The organism is Anaerococcus ihuae, from assembly GCF_928368155.1.
GTDB lineage: Bacteria > Bacillota > Clostridia > Tissierellales > Peptoniphilaceae > Anaerococcus > Anaerococcus ihuae.
This window is the reverse complement of the sequence record NZ_CAKMRU010000001.1, coordinates 1,012,044-1,027,887: the sequence shown is the minus strand read 5'-3', so window position 1 is coordinate 1,027,887 and position 15,844 is coordinate 1,012,044. Positions and strand designations below refer to the sequence as shown.

The 15,844-nt window shown below is 28.8% G+C and carries 12 protein-coding genes; 10 read left to right on the top strand and 2 right to left on the bottom strand.

What is annotated here, in order from left to right; translation table 11 throughout:
- Window positions 1-1,055 precede the first annotated feature (1,055 nt).
- Together L6653_RS04985 and L6653_RS04980 are read right to left on the bottom strand one after the other, a co-directional pair.
- Complete coding sequence (locus L6653_RS04985; RefSeq protein WP_236785776.1) at window positions 1,056-2,798, bottom strand: phosphoenolpyruvate carboxykinase; 1,743 nt, start codon at window positions 2,796-2,798, stop codon at window positions 1,056-1,058.
- A 141-nt stretch (window positions 2,799-2,939) separates the two neighbouring features.
- A complete protein-coding gene (locus L6653_RS04980) occupies window positions 2,940-3,581 on the bottom strand; it encodes an SdpI family protein (protein ID WP_236785775.1) in 642 nt (213 codons plus the stop codon).
- Between the two features lie 135 nt (window positions 3,582-3,716).
- On the opposite strand from L6653_RS04980, the gene L6653_RS04975 reads away from it, so the two are divergent.
- The 10 genes from L6653_RS04975 to L6653_RS04930 all read left to right on the top strand — a co-directional run bounded on the left by L6653_RS04975 (window position 3,717) and on the right by L6653_RS04930 (window position 15,831).
- Window positions 3,717-5,093, top strand: coding sequence for an NAD(P)/FAD-dependent oxidoreductase (locus tag L6653_RS04975; protein WP_236785774.1), 1,377 nt, complete (start codon window positions 3,717-3,719; stop codon window positions 5,091-5,093).
- 161 nt (window positions 5,094-5,254) lie between these two features.
- On the top strand, window positions 5,255-5,809 hold the full coding sequence (gene infC, locus L6653_RS04970) for a translation initiation factor IF-3 (protein WP_236785773.1): 555 nt from the start codon (window positions 5,255-5,257) through the stop codon (window positions 5,807-5,809).
- Window positions 5,810-5,818: 9 nt separating this feature from the next.
- Window positions 5,819-6,019, top strand: a complete 201-nt coding sequence (gene rpmI / locus L6653_RS04965; protein ID WP_004815623.1) for a 50S ribosomal protein L35 — start codon at window positions 5,819-5,821, stop codon at window positions 6,017-6,019.
- 12 nt (window positions 6,020-6,031) lie between these two features.
- The gene (gene rplT, locus L6653_RS04960) at window positions 6,032-6,385 is read left to right on the top strand and encodes a 50S ribosomal protein L20 (protein ID WP_004815624.1); all 354 of its coding nucleotides are present in this window, start codon (window positions 6,032-6,034) and stop codon (window positions 6,383-6,385) included.
- On the top strand, window positions 6,385-7,110 hold the full coding sequence (locus L6653_RS04955) for a TrmH family RNA methyltransferase (protein ID WP_236785772.1): 726 nt from the start codon (window positions 6,385-6,387) through the stop codon (window positions 7,108-7,110). Before rplT ends, L6653_RS04955 begins: the two co-directional genes overlap by 1 nt.
- Before the next feature lie 217 nt (window positions 7,111-7,327).
- Window positions 7,328-8,350, top strand: coding sequence for a phenylalanine--tRNA ligase subunit alpha (pheS, locus tag L6653_RS04950; protein ID WP_236785771.1), 1,023 nt, complete (start codon window positions 7,328-7,330; stop codon window positions 8,348-8,350).
- A gap of 8 nt (window positions 8,351-8,358) precedes the next feature.
- Window positions 8,359-10,737 carry a phenylalanine--tRNA ligase subunit beta gene (gene pheT, locus L6653_RS04945; protein WP_236785770.1) on the top strand — a complete coding sequence of 793 codons (2,379 nt, stop codon included), beginning with the start codon at window positions 8,359-8,361 and terminating at the stop codon, window positions 10,735-10,737.
- A gap of 8 nt (window positions 10,738-10,745) precedes the next feature.
- On the top strand, window positions 10,746-11,270 hold the full coding sequence (locus L6653_RS04940) for a cell division protein ZapA (RefSeq protein ID WP_236785769.1): 525 nt from the start codon (window positions 10,746-10,748) through the stop codon (window positions 11,268-11,270).
- Window positions 11,270-13,486 carry a peptidase U32 family protein gene (locus L6653_RS04935; protein WP_236785768.1) on the top strand — a complete coding sequence of 739 codons (2,217 nt, stop codon included), beginning with the start codon at window positions 11,270-11,272 and terminating at the stop codon, window positions 13,484-13,486. The genes L6653_RS04940 and L6653_RS04935 overlap by 1 nt, the downstream gene beginning before the upstream one ends.
- Entirely contained in the window at window positions 13,486-15,831 is a 2,346-nt protein-coding gene (locus tag L6653_RS04930; RefSeq protein WP_236785767.1) for an endonuclease MutS2, read from the top strand. The genes L6653_RS04935 and L6653_RS04930 overlap by 1 nt, the downstream gene beginning before the upstream one ends.
- Window positions 15,832-15,844 lie beyond the last annotated feature (13 nt).

Here is a 15,844-nt window from a genome sequence, read left to right as displayed (position 1 = left end):
TGGGTAATTAATGGAATTAATTATTTAAGACAAGGATTTAGATATCTTGAAAAAGGTTAAGGCAATTCAATAGTAAATATATGTGCTGATGATTGGAAAGATTATAATATAAGTTATGGAAATATAAAAATAGAAATAGAAAATCATTATAAATTAGTACCATATTTTGGAGCGGAAGAGTTTGCAGACTATGATGCTTAAATATTAAAAAATAATTAGTTTGATTCTTCTTCTATGAAACAAGAACTCTATAAAAAGAAATCAATAAGCAAGTTGTAGGTATAAAGATAGTAATAGATATTATTACGATTGATTATAACAATGAAGATAAAAATGAAGTTTATAATATTGATCAAGCTATTATATTTGATTTTGGAATGATGAAATTTGTTATTTCACAAACTTCATTTTTTATTACTAATGGAAATAAAGATACAAGATTACTTGAAAGGGAAATCCTTAAAAATACACGTTTTAGATGGTACTAAATGATTTAAAATCATTAAAATTAACCTAGTTTCCTTCCAAAAACCTTCCAGGATTTTGGGTATTAAATGCAAGGTGTAAATTTCATCTTGCATTTTTTTGTGTTTACTTAAGTGAGTTGAGCGAACTAAAGAGAACGAAACAAAAAACCAACCAACTGCTATGCAGGTGGAAAAATTAAGCTTTAGCTTCAAGCACAAAAAACCTCCTTATTATAATTGTGCTAACCATACGCACAATTATAATAAGGAGGTTAAATTAGATAAAAATAATTTTAACACTTCGAGTGAAATATTTGTGTTATATAAAATTTGTACCCAAATATAGAGGACAAAAAATATATAAAATTAATTAAAATAAGATTACTTTATAAACCAATAAGTATAAAGGAATACTGTTAAAATTTTCGAGTAAGTCAGTAAATAAAAATGGTCTTAAGAAGTTATTGGATTGATAGTAATTGATAGAATATTTTGCATCCTCAATAGGGCTAGTCGGCATTTGAGACTTATAAGTGCTTTTTAACTATAAAATAAAAGTTTGTAGTTTTGATTTTTTCATATATTTTTTTACATATTTTTAATCAATTCAAAAAGCTCTATGGCTGCGGATCTTGGGCCTTCGAATTCCATGTGGCTTATGCCTAATTGGGTTTTTATTGTTCCTACTTTTATATTATTTTCAAATAAGTTGTCAAAATATTTATCTAATAGCTTATCACATTCTTTTCTTTTTTGGACTGGTCCGAATGGATTTGCAAAATATGTTTGGACTAGGCCTGTTTCTGTTGTTGTTCCTTTGGCAAGTCTTGCTCCTCTTTTGAAAACTCTTAAAGCTTCTTCTTTTTTATCAAAAATTTCAATTGAGTCACATCCATCAAGAACCGCTGAATAATTGTCAGCATATAGGAAAAAGTCTACTTGGTATCCTAAATTTATTTCATCAAAACTTGCAACTGGCATTATTAATCTTGAATTTATTTTATCTGGGTTCATGAAAATTGACCTGTCAATTTGTTTAAAGGCGTAGCCTGCATCAAGGTCATCTAGCCTTACAAAAGCGCCAATTTCTGTTCCATAGGCATAAACTTTTCCATTTTTTATTCTAAATGAACCCATATCGTCAAAGACTATGGTCATTTCTTTTATATAATCTTTGGCTAGAGTCCTGAAAGCCTCTATTGATTCACTTTTTCCTGCTCCACTGTCGCCGAGAATTACTATATTTACTGTTTTATTATTTTGTAAAACTACAGAAAGTCCAGCGCCGTGGATTGGTAAATATCCTTTTTTAATGTTTATTACATTATTTAAAGTAAGGACCATTTTTTTCAAATATCCAAAGTAATCAACTTTATCGGAGTAGGCAACGTATCCAACGTATAATTTATTTTCTTTATCATAATAAAAAGAATTTTTTCTTTTGCCCTTATCTTTTGGTCCGTAAATATAAATAGCATCTGGTTTTTTATTTTCAATTTCTTTTACATCTGCTAGCTCAAAAAGGTTTGATGCGGAAACTCCGTGGGTTAGTAAATCTCTGTGAAAATAAATGTAAATTAAATTATCTCCGACTTTTGCAGGATAGCAAAAAAAGTGAGGGGAATTTATATTAGAATCTAAAATCGGGTTTTCATAAACTTCTTCAAAAATCCCATCTCTTTTATTTGATTTTGTGTAGGTTATGTATGGTGTTTCGATCATAACTTGGGTTATAAAAGGTATATCATTTAAACTTTGGTAAATTTCTGGATATTTTTTGTCAAATTTTCTAATCATAATTGATGCATCGGCAGCTGCTGGGACTTGCCTGTAAACTTTTGGCCATTCACCCAAAACGTTCATCTCGATTCTTCTATAGGCTTGAAGAATCATGTTTTTTAATTTTTCATTTATTTCAACAAAATTTACAACTCCAACTCCTCTAGAATCTTCTTTTTGTTCGATGATTGAATATCTTTCAAGATTTCTCCAGTAATTATAAAATTCTTCAACAATTTTTAATACACCATCTTTTTCCTTATTTAAATTGTGGTATTTATTAATTTTCGAAGAAATCTCATCAATATTCATAACTGTAAGAAGTTTTAAAATATCTACAAGCTCTCTTGCAAGGGAGTCTACTGAAGAATTTATAAAAAATTGTTCTATATAAGCATAAACTCTTGTTGAATCTTTTTTGTGATAATTTATAAATGATTTTGTCAAATCAAGAAAAGACTCACTATTTAAAAGTTCATTTACATCATTAAAAAATTGCTCTGACAAATTAAGGATAGCTTTGTTGCCAGTTATTGAAAATTCTTTACTCATTTTTTCTCACTTTCTTAATTCTTTTCCATTTTAATTTATAATTTTACTAATTATATATCAAATTAAAGTAAAAAACAAGAAAAGGTTCCTTGCAAGAAAATAAATAGATATTAATAAAATTCTTGCAAAGAACCCATAAATTTATTTGGATTTTTTCCTATAAATAAGATATGAATATATAAAAGTTAGTAAGGAAGAAATCAACAAGGACCCAATAAAGGAGTAAAATCCAAAATCAAATGAAATTGTTAGGGCCATTATTGAAAAAATTCCGCTAAGAAAAAAGAAAATGCCTGCAAATTTTTGAGTTTTTTTCCAAACAAAATCATCTTCCATAGCCCAAGAAGTTCTAAAACCCATAGTATAATTTCTTTTTATCTTCGGCATAAATATTCCACTAAGGGCGACTAAAATTGAAAATAGTACCAATAAAATTCTTCCCACATCGATATTATCGTTAAAAGTTTTCCAAACTGTTAAAGTAACGATTAAAAAATTTAAAACAGGAATAAATAATAAAAATATATGTTTGTAATTTTGATCGTGCTTATCAGATTTTGGATCAAGGCTAATTATTAGAAAAAGTGCTATATAAATTAAAATCATAAAAATAATAACAAATAAAAGCGCCTTGGTTTTGTTAGCATAAAAATTAGCGTTTGAATTTAAATCATAAGAAATTGGAATTCTTTCTGGCAATCTGTCGTAAAAGATTGTAGCAATTATAATTGATAGGACAAAAATAAATCCAGAGACAAGAAGATTTTTTTTATTTTCTTTCATTTTAGACCTCCTTTTTATTTTGTAATTTTATTATATTAAATTTTAAGATAAAAGTATATAAAAATAAAATTTATTTCATTTTTATTATTTAAAATGCTATAATGATTATGTATGTGAAATAAAGAAAGGAATGTTATGAGAGAATATGATGTTGTAGTAGTAGGCAGTGGCGCTAGTGGATCTTTTATGGCCTACGAATTTACTAAATTAAATTCAGATAAAAAAGTTTGTGTAATAGATGAAGGGAGAAAAGTTCAAGCTAGAAAATGTCCTATTTCAGAAGGAAAAGTTGATTCTTGTATTGGATGCAAACCTTGTAATATAATGTATGGATTTGGTGGAGCTGGAACCTTATCTGATGGAAAATATAATATAACAACAAATTTTGGTGGAGATTTACATAATTATATTGGCGAAAAGAAGGCCTTGGAATTAATGGAATATGTGGATTCTGTTTTGATGAGTTTTGACAAGGGGGATGCTAAACTTTATTCTACAGAAAATACTGGACTTAAAAGAGAATGTTTAAGAAATGATCTTCACTTGTTAACAGCAAAAGTTCGTCACTTTGGTACAGAAAGAAATAGAGAAATTTTACAAAAAATCTACGATTATGTAAAAGATACTATAGATTTTGAATTTATGACAAAAGTTATAAGTGTAGATTTTGAAGACGGATATTATTTTGTAAAAACCGACAAGAATGAAACAATAAAATGTAAATATCTTGTTCTTGCTGCAGGAAGATCTGGTTCAAAATGGATTTCAGAAACTTGCCAAGAATTTGATGTAGAAATGAAAAAAAATAGGGTGGATATAGGAGTTCGTGTAGAAGTTCCTGCAGAAGTTTTCAAGCACATAACTGATAAAGTTTATGAGGCAAAAATTGTTTATCAAACAAAACAATATAATGACCTTGTAAGAACATTTTGTATGAATCCATACGGTGAAGTTGTAACAGAAAATACAAATGGAATTATGACAGTAAACGGACATTCATATGCAAACCCAGAATTACAAACAGAAAATACAAATTTTGCACTTTTAGTTACAAATAAATTTACAGAACCATTCAAAGATTCAAATGAATACGGTGAATCAATAGCAAGAGTTTCAAATATGCTTGGTGGTGGAGTTTTGATGCAAAGATTTGGAGATCTTGTAAAGGGAAGAAGATCATCAGAAAGAAGAATGAAAAAATCTTTCTTAAGACCAACCTTAAACGCAACTGCTGGAGATTTGTCATTAGTAATGCCAAAAAGACAACTAGACGATATAATCGAAATGATTTATGCTCTTGATAAAATTGCACCAGGAATGGCAAATGATGATACACTTTTATATGGAATAGAAGTTAAATTTTATAATTCAGTTGTAGAAGTTAATGATAAATTCGAAACAAGCAAGGAAAATTTATTTGTTCTTGGAGATGGATCGGGTGTAACACATTCACTTTCTCAAGCATCAGCATCTGGTGTAGAGATGGCAAGAATATTAAATGAAAGAGATTAAAAAATCGAAAATAAAAATTTGACAAAAATTAGAAATTCATGTATCATAACAAAAGAGAGTTAAGAAGTACCCACTACTCACCTGCCGACATAAGTTTTCAGGTTACAATCTCTATATTAGAATTTTTCTAATTATATTTTGTATTTTAATGGGTACTTTGAGTGCCCATTTTTTTATGCGAATATTTTGGAGGTAACATTATAAAAGAGTTAAAAATTAATGACGAAATTAGAGACAATAAGCTTAGACTTATAGACGAAGATGGATCACAAATTGGAGTTGTATCAAAAAATGAAGCTTTGGATAGAGCTTATGACAAACATTTGGATCTAGTATTAATGTCACCAAATGCTAAGCCACCAGTTGCAAGAATTATGGATTATGGGAAGTTCAAATACGACCAAGAAAAAAAAGCTAAAGAAAATAAGAAAAAACAAAAAACAACTCAAACAAAAGAAACAAGATTTAGCTTAAACATTGAAGATCATGATTTATCAACTAAGGCTAATCAAACAAAGAAATTTTTAAACAATGGCGACAAAGTTAAAGTTTCTGTAAGATTTAAAGGTAGAGAATTGGGTCATAAAAATTTAGGCTATGATTTATTAGATAAATTTATGGAATTTGTTGGAGATTGTGCACAAGTTGATAAGAAACCAGCTATGGAAGGAAGATCACTTGTATTATTCATCTCACCAAATACAGAAGAAAATTAGGAGGAAAATATGGCTAAAAACAAAATTAAAACAAAAAGAGCAGCTGCAAAAAGATTTAAAGTTACAGGCAGTGGAAAAATAAAAAGACATAAGGCATACAAGGGACACCTTACAGCTAAGAAAACACCAGCAAGAAAAAGAAGATTAAGAAAATCAACAATAGCTGCAAAAGGTGATGCTAAAAACATCAAAAGATTATTAAATATCTAATAGGAGGAAATAATGGCAAGAGTTAAAAGAGCGTTAAACGCAAAAAAAAGACATAAAAAAGTTCTTAAACAAGCTAAAGGTTACTACGGTTCTAAATCATTACTTTTCAAAACTGCAAACCAAGCAGTAATGAAATCTTTACAATATGCATATATTGGAAGAAAAAGAAGAAAAAGAGATTTCAGAAAATTATGGATTGCAAGAATAAATGCAGCAGCAAGAGCAAATGGAACAAGCTACTCAAAATTAATGGGAAATCTTAAAAAAGCAAACATTGATATAAACAGAAAAATGCTTGCTGAAATTGCTGTATCAAATCCAGAAGAATTTACAAAATTAGTAGAGATTGCTAACCAAGCAGCTTAATGATTATAAAATCAGAATCTAACGAAAAATATAAGTATTTAAATAAATTAAAAAAGAAGAAATACAGGAAAAAGTTTAATTCTTTCATAGTTGAATCAATAAAGATAGTAGAACAAATCCCAGAAGATTTTGAATGCGAATTTGTTTTTGTAAATGAGGATATGAAAGATTATAAGACTGATTTCAAAAAGATAGTTTTTTCAAATAAATTATTTGATAAGCTATCTTTGCTTGAAAATCCTGAAGGCGTTTCAGCCTTACTTAAAATAAAAAAAGAAAAAGAAATTTCTTCTGATAAAATTTTACTTTTAGATCATATGCAAGATCCGGGAAATCTTGGCACAATTATAAGAAGTGCTGAAGCTTTTTCCTTTAAGGATATAATTTTAGTAAACAATTGTGTAGATTTATACAATGAAAAAACTATAAGAGCCAGCATGGGATCTATTTTTAGGTTAAATTTTTTAGAATTAGATATAGATGATTTGAAAAATTTTAAAGATTACAAATTAATTTTGGCTGATATGAATGGGAAATCTGTAGATCATTATAAATCTTGTGATAAAATAATATTAGCTATAGGAAACGAGGCTAATGGAATCAGCAAATCTTTAAAAGATTTATCAAATGATTTTGTATCCATAAAAATGGATGGAAAAATCGAATCATTAAATGCAGCAATAGCTGCATCAATATTGATGAATAATTTTAGCCAAAGCGGATAAAAGCTATGCTATTCAAGTAAAGCAAGTGGTAGATGATGAGAGGCCATCTTGTAACGGTATAGTAATTCACCGCCTAGCTTTGATACGAATAAAGTAGTTGATACGGTAATGCGTTATAATTTTCGAGTGGATTATTAAAATCAAATTAGGTGGTACCGCAGATAAGTCTGTCCTTTTATAGGGCAGTTTTTTTGTACCAAAAATTAAAGGAGAAAAAATGAAAGAAAAATTAGAGTCCTTGGTTAAAGAAGCCACATTGGCCGTAGAAAAAAGTGAAGACTTAAAATCTCTTGACGAATTAAGAGTTAAATATCTTGGTAAAAAAGGTGAAATAACTTCATTAAAGAAAAATATTTCAAAATTGCCAAATGAAGAAAAGCCAATGGCAGGAAAACTTATAAACCAAACTTCAAACGAAGTTGAAAATAAACTTGAAGAGAGAAAAGAAGAAATCAAAAAAATTCTTTTAGATAAAAAAATAAAAGAAGAAAAAATTGATGTAACTGCAAATTTTGACCTTTATTCTAGTGGACATTTTTCAGTTATAAATCAAACTATGGCAGAACTTGAAGAAATTTTCCAAAATATGGGATTTGACGTTGTAGAAGGACCAGAAATTGATACTGTAAAAAATGTTTTTGATGATTTAAATTCACCAAAAAATCACCCATCAAGATCTCTTTCTGATACTTTTTATATAAATGAAAATACACTTCTTCGTCCTCACACATCAAGCATGCAAATCCGTGTAATGAATGAAGGAAAACTTCCAATAAAAATGGTTTCAGCTGGAAGAGTTTTTAGAAATGATGAAGTTGATGCAACTCACTCACCAATGTTTCACCAATTAGAATGTTTGGTTGTTGATGAAAATGTATCACTTGCAAATTTAAAAGCTACACTTGAGACTTTTATAAAAGAAATGTTTGGTGACCAAATGAAAATGCGTTATCGTCCTCACCATTTTCCATTTACAGAACCATCTCTTGAAGTTGACGTAACTTGTCCAATTTGTGGCGGCAAGGGCTGTCCTGCTTGTTCAAATACTGGTTGGTCAATGGAACTTTTGGGTGGAGGAATGGTTCATCCAAATGTACTTGAAAATTGTGGAATAGATAGTGAAAAATATACTGGTTTTGCCTTTGGTCTTGGAGTTGATAGAATTGCCATGGTTAAGTACGGACTAGATGATATTAGATTACTATTTGATAATGACAAAAGATTTATTGAGCAATTCTAGGAGGGATTATGTTAGTACCTTTAATTTGGCAAAATGATTATATAAAATTAGACAAAGATTTAAAAACAATTACAGACAGATTATCAGAAACAGGCTCACACGTAGAAAGTGTAAATTTTATTTCTGATAAACTTGATGGACTTGTTGTAGGAAAAGTTTTAAAACAAGAAAAACATCCAAATGCAGACAAATTATTTGTCCTTACAATTGATGTTGGAGAAGAAATTACTATAGTAACTTCTGCAAAAAATACTAAAGAAGGTGACTATCTTATAGTAATAAGATCAGGTTCAGAAATTAATGGACAAAAAATTGATGACCATGAATTTTTTGGAATCGTAAGCCAAGGCATGCTCACATCATACAAAGAAATTGGCTATGATGATTCAGTTATTGAAAAAAAATCAAAGGATGGAGTTATAGTTTTATCTGGAGAATTTAAACCAGGAACACCAGCGGTGGAAGTTTTATTTTCAAATACTCCAGTTATTGAATATGAAATTACTCCAAATAGACCAGATTGTCTTTCAATTATTGGAATGGCAAGAGAATCTGCTGCATCTTTTGATAAAAAAATTACCTACCCATCATTAGAATATCCAACAGTTTCTGATAAAAAAGATGATTATTTTAATGGGATTGAAATCAAATCTAATAATTGTAAAAGATTTACAGGAAGAATTATTAAAAATGTAAAGATCGGAGAATCTCCTCAATGGCTTAAAAATTGTTTGATGCTTGCTGGAATGAGACCTGTAAATAATGTTGTAGATATTACAAATTTTGTAATGCTTGAAACAGGACAACCTCTTCACGCTTACGATCTTGAAACTTTACATGACAGAAAAATTATTGTAAGAGATGCAAAAGATGGAGAGATTATTAAAACTCTTGATGGGGAAGAAAGAAAATTGAATGAAGAAGTTTTGGTAATATCTGATGGCATAGAAGCAATCGGTCTTGCAGGAATTATGGGCTCAATGGATAGCGAAATTACAGAAAATACAAAAACTATTCTTCTTGAATCAGCAAATTTCGATTCTGATAATATTAGAAAATCTTCTAAATTTTTAAATTTAAGATCTGAAGCATCATCAAGATTTGAAAAAGAAATTTCTGTAGAAAATGCAGATTTTGCATCAAAAAGAGTTATGAAACTAATAACAGATCTTGGAATTGGGGAAGTTTTGGAAGATTATTTTGATGAAGGAATAAAAGAAAGTCCAGAAAATAAGGTGAAACTTAGAATTTCTAGACTAAATTCTTTAATTGGAAGAGATTTCTCAAAAGATGAAGCTATTTCTTATTTAAAAGCTTTAGAATTTGAAGTTAAAGATATTGATGATGACACAATCGAAGCAAATATTCCAAACTTTAGAATGGATATTTCAATTGAGGCAGATTTAATCGAAGAAGTTGCAAGACTTTATGGTATGGGAAAAGTTGAGTCAAAACCACTTTATTCATCTTTACAAAGGGGAGAGAAAACTTCAATGAGACTTTTAAAAGATGAACTGAAAAATAATTTGTTTGGACAAAAATTCTCAGAAATCACAACCTATTCTTTTATTTCTCCAAGAGATTATGACAAATTATTGGTTGATGAAGATTCAAAATTAAGAGATTATATAAAAATTATAAATCCTTTGGGAGAAGATTATTCTGTAATGAGAACAACTCTTCTTTCAAATATGCTTGATACTTTTTATAAAAATATTTCCAAAAAACAAAATGATTTGAGATTTTATGAAATTGGAACAGCCTTTATTAAAGATGGAGCTGACCTTCCAGAAGAAAAACAATATTTGACCATGAGTCTTTATGGAGATTATTCTTTCTATGATTTGAAAGATTTCTTTATTAAGGCTATGGCTAAAACTGGTTTTTATGGATTTAGATTTGAAACTGAGGAAAATATCAAAACTTTCCACCCAGGAAGATGTGCAAATATTTATCTTGATGGAGAAAAAATTGGTATAATGGGACAAATTTCCTATGAAGTTATGGAAGAATTTAAAATCAAAAATCCTTGCTTAGCCCTTGAGATTGACCTTTCTATGATAAAAGATAAAAAAATCGACCAAGTAAAATACAAGGCCCTTTCAAAATTCCCATCAATTTTACGTGATTATTCATTTACTTGTGATAGGAATGTAGAAAGTCAAATGATTGAAGATATGATTATTTCAAGAGCTAATGGTTTGGTAAGAAATATTGAAATTTTTGATATTTATACTGGAAGTCAAATTGATGAGGGACAAAAATCAATTTCTTACAAAGTTTCCTACGGAAAAAATGACGCTACATTAAAAGATGAAGAAGTAGAAAAAATTGAAAAAGAATTTTTAGAAGATTTAAGTAAGGAAAATATAAACTTGCGTAGTTAGGAGTTAAAGTGGCAGATAATAAAATTGTTGTTAATATTGCTGGCATGGACTACACTTTGATAAGTGACCAAGACGAAAATCAAATTGAACAAATAGCAGCTTATGTCGACAAAAAAATAAAAGAAATCGACAACAATAAGCTAAGTCGTGAAAACCAATTGGTTCTTGCATCCTTAAATATTGCTGATGAAATGTATAAACTTTTGATAAAGCACAAAGATTTAAGAAAAAAAGCCGAGGAGCCAATTGAAAATTATCCAAAAATAAAAGAAGCTTATGAAAATTTAGAAGAAGAAAATCAAGAAATAAAGGATGATTTTGAAAAATCTAAAAAAGATTTTATGGAATCAATGAAAAAAATTGACGCTCTTAATTCTACAATAAATAGGCTTAATGCAGAAATTGATAAGAAAAACAAGATAAATAAATCAAAAGATGAAAATCTTCAAAAACTCAGGGAAAATCTCTTGGCCTTACAAGAAAAAAATTTAGACCTACAAAAAGAAAATGAAGATTTGAAAAGAGATTTATAATGAGAGATATTGAAATATTAGCTCCTGTTGGGAAAATGTCCATGCTTTATGCTGGACTTTCTGCAGGGGCTTGCAGTTTTTATTTGGCACTTGATGATTTTGGAGCGAGGGCCTACGCCAAGAATTTCACGCTAGAAAATATTGAAGAAGTGATTGATTATGTGCATTTATTTGATAAGAAAGTTTTTATAACTATAAATACCCTTATAAAAGATGAAGAAATTGACAAGGCTATTTTTTATATTGAAAAACTTTTTGAATACGGGGCAGATGCAATTTTAATCCAAGATATTGGCCTATATTCATTGATAAAAAATATAAATAAAAATGCAAAGCACAAATTAGAATTTCACGCTTCAACCCAGATGGCAATAAAAGATTATGAGGGAGCTCTTACAGCAAAGAAATTAGGTTTTGATAGGGTGGTAATTGCAAGAGAAAGTGAAATTTCTGAAATTGAAAAAATTTGTAAATTAGATATTGATACAGAAGTTTTTGTTCATGGGTCACTTTGCGTATCTTTTTCTGGAGAATGTTTGATGTCATCATATCTTGGAAAAAGATCAGCAAACAGGGGCAGGTGTGCAGGAATTTGTAGAAAAAAATATCAGCTTATTAATGATGGGAAAGTTTTGGGAGAAGATTACTATCTTTCAATGAAAGATTTATCAACCATAGATTTTACCGATGATTTGATAAAAGCTGGGGTCGATTCCTTAAAAATTGAAGGACGCATGAAAACTGATGAGTATGTTTATAACACTGTCAAAAATTATAGGCAAAAGTTAGAGAAAAACTTTTATGATAAGGACCAATTGAGAGATATTTCAAATAGGTCTTACACAAAAGGCTTTATTTTTGGACAAAAATTTTCCTACCTTGCTCTTGAAAATGAAAATAAACACAGAGAAGTTGGCGAGGTTTATGAAAAAAATGGCAAGAGATTTTTCAAATCAAATTCAAATTTGATAAAAGAGTCAATCCTTCAAGTTACAACCGAAAAAAACAGAAAGCTTCCTTTGACCTTGACAGAAGACTTAAAAAAAGAGCAAGAATTAGAATTAAAAGATTTCAAAGATGCAAAAATAGGTTCTAAAATTTATCTTCTTTCTTCAAAAATTCTAAAGGAAAATCTGGATTATGGTTTAAATACTTATAAAAATTTGCCTTTGGATATAAAATTTGAAGCAAAGATTGGACAAAAGCCAAAAATTACCCTCAAATATAAGGATACAAAAATTTCTTATGAGGGTGAAAATTTAGTAGAAGAAGGAAAAAATATTTCCCTAAATAAAGAAGATATAAAAGAAAATCTCACGAAATTTGGGAATACAATCTATGAGGCAGGTAAGGTTGAAATTGATATCGATTCAAATATATTTTTGAGAAAAAAAGATATAAATTCCATGCGAAGAAAGGCTGTTGAAGTTTTAAATGAAAAAAGGCTTGCTATTTACAAAAATAAACCAGTAAAAATCGAAAAGAGAAAATTAAAAGAGAAAAAATCTTTTAAGAGAGAAAAAAACATTGAACTTTTGTCAAATGACATAGACATATCCTTATTAAAAGATTTTGATAATATTTATTTGAGAAAATACGATAAAAAGTTTGATGGATTAAACCTATTTTATGTTATGGATGCTGATAAAAAATATGATATTGACTTTATTAGCTTTTTGAAAGAGAAAAATTTTAAGGGAGTAGTTTTTAATAATTACAAAGATTTTGTCTTAAAAGATAAACTTATAAAAAATGGATTTGAAATTAGGATTGGTAGATACTTAAATGTTTTTAATTCCTATGCTTTTGATTTTTATAGTGATTTTTCTTCAATGATTTCATCTTCAGTTGAAAATTCTTTCGAAAATATAAACAAAAATTCAAGAAGATACCCTACAGAAATTTTGGCATATGGTCCAATTGAGCTTATGAATATGCGCCATTGTCCATTTTCTGCAATAAAAAAATGTGGACTTAAGGGATGCGAGTCCTGTAAATTTTCTGATTCTAAAATAAAAGATGAGGAGGGCAATGTTTTTGATATAAAAAGAAGGGATGGACTTTCTCGAATTTATTCAAATGAAATAGCAAATATTGACCTTAAAAAAATTGAAAAATCAGTATCTTTATTGTATCTTATAAGAGATGATGAAGATTTAAAAAATATAAGAAAAAATAAGATTAACAATCTTGGATATGACAGGGGTGTTATTTAATGCAGGAAAAAACCTTAGAAATTTTGGAGTTTGGAAAAATTCTTGAAAAGCTCCAAACTTATGCAAGAAGTGAACTTGTTAAAAAAGAAATTTCAAAAATAAAACCAAAAAATAATTTAAAAGAAATAAAAGATGAACTTGATAAAACCAAAGCCATGGAAGATGTCATAGTAGAAAATGGAAATATAGATATTTTTGGCCTTTATGACTTAAAAGAAATTATTGGCTATGTAAGAAAAAAAGGAATATTAGAACCCTTTGAACTTTTAAAAATTTTGGACCTACTCAGGGTAAGCAATTATTTGAAAGAATATGGGGAAAATATTGAAAATCCTTACATAAAAGATTTGTTTGATAGGATTTCAACAAATGATTTTATAAAAGATGAAATCGAAAGGTCAATTATTTCAGAAGATGAAATAGCAGACAATGCTTCTTCAAATTTAAGGTCAATTAGGAAAAAAATGGGAAAAAAAGAAGCTGAAATTAAAAATAAATTGTCATTTTATATTTCATCTCCAAAATTTGACGAATCTCTTCAAGATAAGGTTGTTTCAATTAGGGACGGAAGATATGTTCTTCCAGTAAAAACAAATAAAAAATCAGTTTTAAATGGAATTATCCATGATAGATCTCAATCAGGAAATACACTTTTTATAGAACCAAATGCCATTGTCGAATTAAACAATGACCTTTCAAATTTACAAATAGAAGAAAGCGATGAAATTAGAAGAATTTTGGATAGACTTTCAAGATTTGTTGAAGGCTTTGACCAAGAAATTCTAGAAAATCAAAAACTAATTCAAAGAATAGATTTTCTACAAGCAAAAGTAAAATATTTTTTGGCACACGATTACACCATGCCAAAACTTACAGATAAAAAAATCATAAATTTAAAGTCAGCCCGCCATCCACTTTTAAAAGGAAAAGTTGTTCCGATAGATGTAAAAATTGGAGATGGCTACAAAACTTTAATAATCACAGGACCAAATACAGGAGGAAAAACTGTATCACTTAAAACTGTAGGCCTTGTTTCCTTGATGGCCCAAGCAGGATTTTACATTCCTTGTGATGAGGATAGTTTGGTAAATGTTTTTGACGATATATTTTTAGATATTGGTGATACCCAATCAATAGAGATGAGTCTTTCAACTTTTTCAGCGTCTTTAACAAACATTGTAAAAATTACAGAAAATGTCAGCGAAAATTCTTTGGTTTTACTAGATGAGGTTGGAAGTGGTACAGATCCAACAGAAGGAGCTGCCCTTGCAATCTCTATTTTGGAATTTTTGAAAAATAAAAATGTAATGACCTTTGCAACAACCCATTATTCAGAATTAAAATACTATGCCTTAGAAAAAGAAGGGGTAATGAATGCAAGTGTTGAATTTGACCTTGAAACTCTATCACCAACTTTCAAATTAATTATAGGAACACCTGGAAAGTCAAATGCTTTTGAAATTTCGAAAAGACTAGGTTTAAATAAGGAGATATTAGCAAACGCCCAATCAATTCTTTCGGAAGATAATAAAAATTTCAACACTATCCTTGAAGAGCTTGACCAAAATAAAAAAGAAATGGAAATAAAAAATCAAGAGATAGAAGACTATAAGAAAAAAATAAAAAGAGCAAGAAATGATCTTTTGGCTCTTTCAGAAAAAATAAAAAAAGAAGAAAAAGAAATAATTGAAAAGGCAGAAGTTAAGGCAAATAAAATTTTAGAAGAAGCAAATACGGCAAGTCAAGAAATGCTAAAAATCGCCAAAAAATCAAAAAATGCCAATATTTCTGATATAGATAGGTCCTTAAATGATATTAGAAATAAATATAAATCTTCAAAAATTGACAAGGAAAATGAAATAATAAAAGAAAAAAGAAGTAAAAATGCACCAGATACCTTAAAGGTTGGAGATACAGTTATAATTGCGGGCTTAAATGAAAAGGCTCAAGTAATTGAAAATCCCGACGAAAAGGGTAATATAAAAGTACAAATGGGTATTTTGAAAATGGATTCTAATATTAAAAATGTTACAAAAGTTAAGTCAGAAAACAAGACTAAAGAAAATACTAACAGAATTTATAAGGCGAAAAAAGCCATGCACATTTCACCAACTCTTGATTTGAGGGGTCAAAGATATGATGAGGCTTTGAGAAATTTTGATAAATACCTAGATGATGCTATGCTCTCAGGCCTTGACCAAGCAAAAATCATCCATGGCAAGGGGACTGGTGCTTTGAGAAATGGCATAAACGATTATTTAAAAAATAATAAAATGATCGACTCCTATAGACCTGGAAATGAAAAAGAAGGTGGATATGGAGTTACAATTGTAAAATTCAAATAATATTGGAGGAAAT

Coding starts and splice junctions, on each gene's coding strand:
- L6653_RS04980 (WP_236785775.1), bottom strand. CDS start 3,581: ATGAAAGAAAATAAAAAAAATCTTCTTGTCTCTGGATTTATTTTTGTC.
- L6653_RS04955 (WP_236785772.1), top strand. CDS start 6,385: ATGATTATAAAATCAGAATCTAACGAAAAATATAAGTATTTAAATAAA.
- rpmI (WP_004815623.1), top strand. CDS start 5,819: ATGGCTAAAAACAAAATTAAAACAAAAAGAGCAGCTGCAAAAAGATTT.
- L6653_RS04930 (WP_236785767.1), top strand. CDS start 13,486: ATGCAGGAAAAAACCTTAGAAATTTTGGAGTTTGGAAAAATTCTTGAA.
- L6653_RS04985 (WP_236785776.1), bottom strand. CDS start 2,798: ATGAGTAAAGAATTTTCAATAACTGGCAACAAAGCTATCCTTAATTTG.
- pheS (WP_236785771.1), top strand. CDS start 7,328: ATGAAAGAAAAATTAGAGTCCTTGGTTAAAGAAGCCACATTGGCCGTA.
- L6653_RS04975 (WP_236785774.1), top strand. CDS start 3,717: ATGAGAGAATATGATGTTGTAGTAGTAGGCAGTGGCGCTAGTGGATCT.
- L6653_RS04935 (WP_236785768.1), top strand. CDS start 11,270: ATGAGAGATATTGAAATATTAGCTCCTGTTGGGAAAATGTCCATGCTT.
- pheT (WP_236785770.1), top strand. CDS start 8,359: ATGTTAGTACCTTTAATTTGGCAAAATGATTATATAAAATTAGACAAA.
- rplT (WP_004815624.1), top strand. CDS start 6,032: ATGGCAAGAGTTAAAAGAGCGTTAAACGCAAAAAAAAGACATAAAAAA.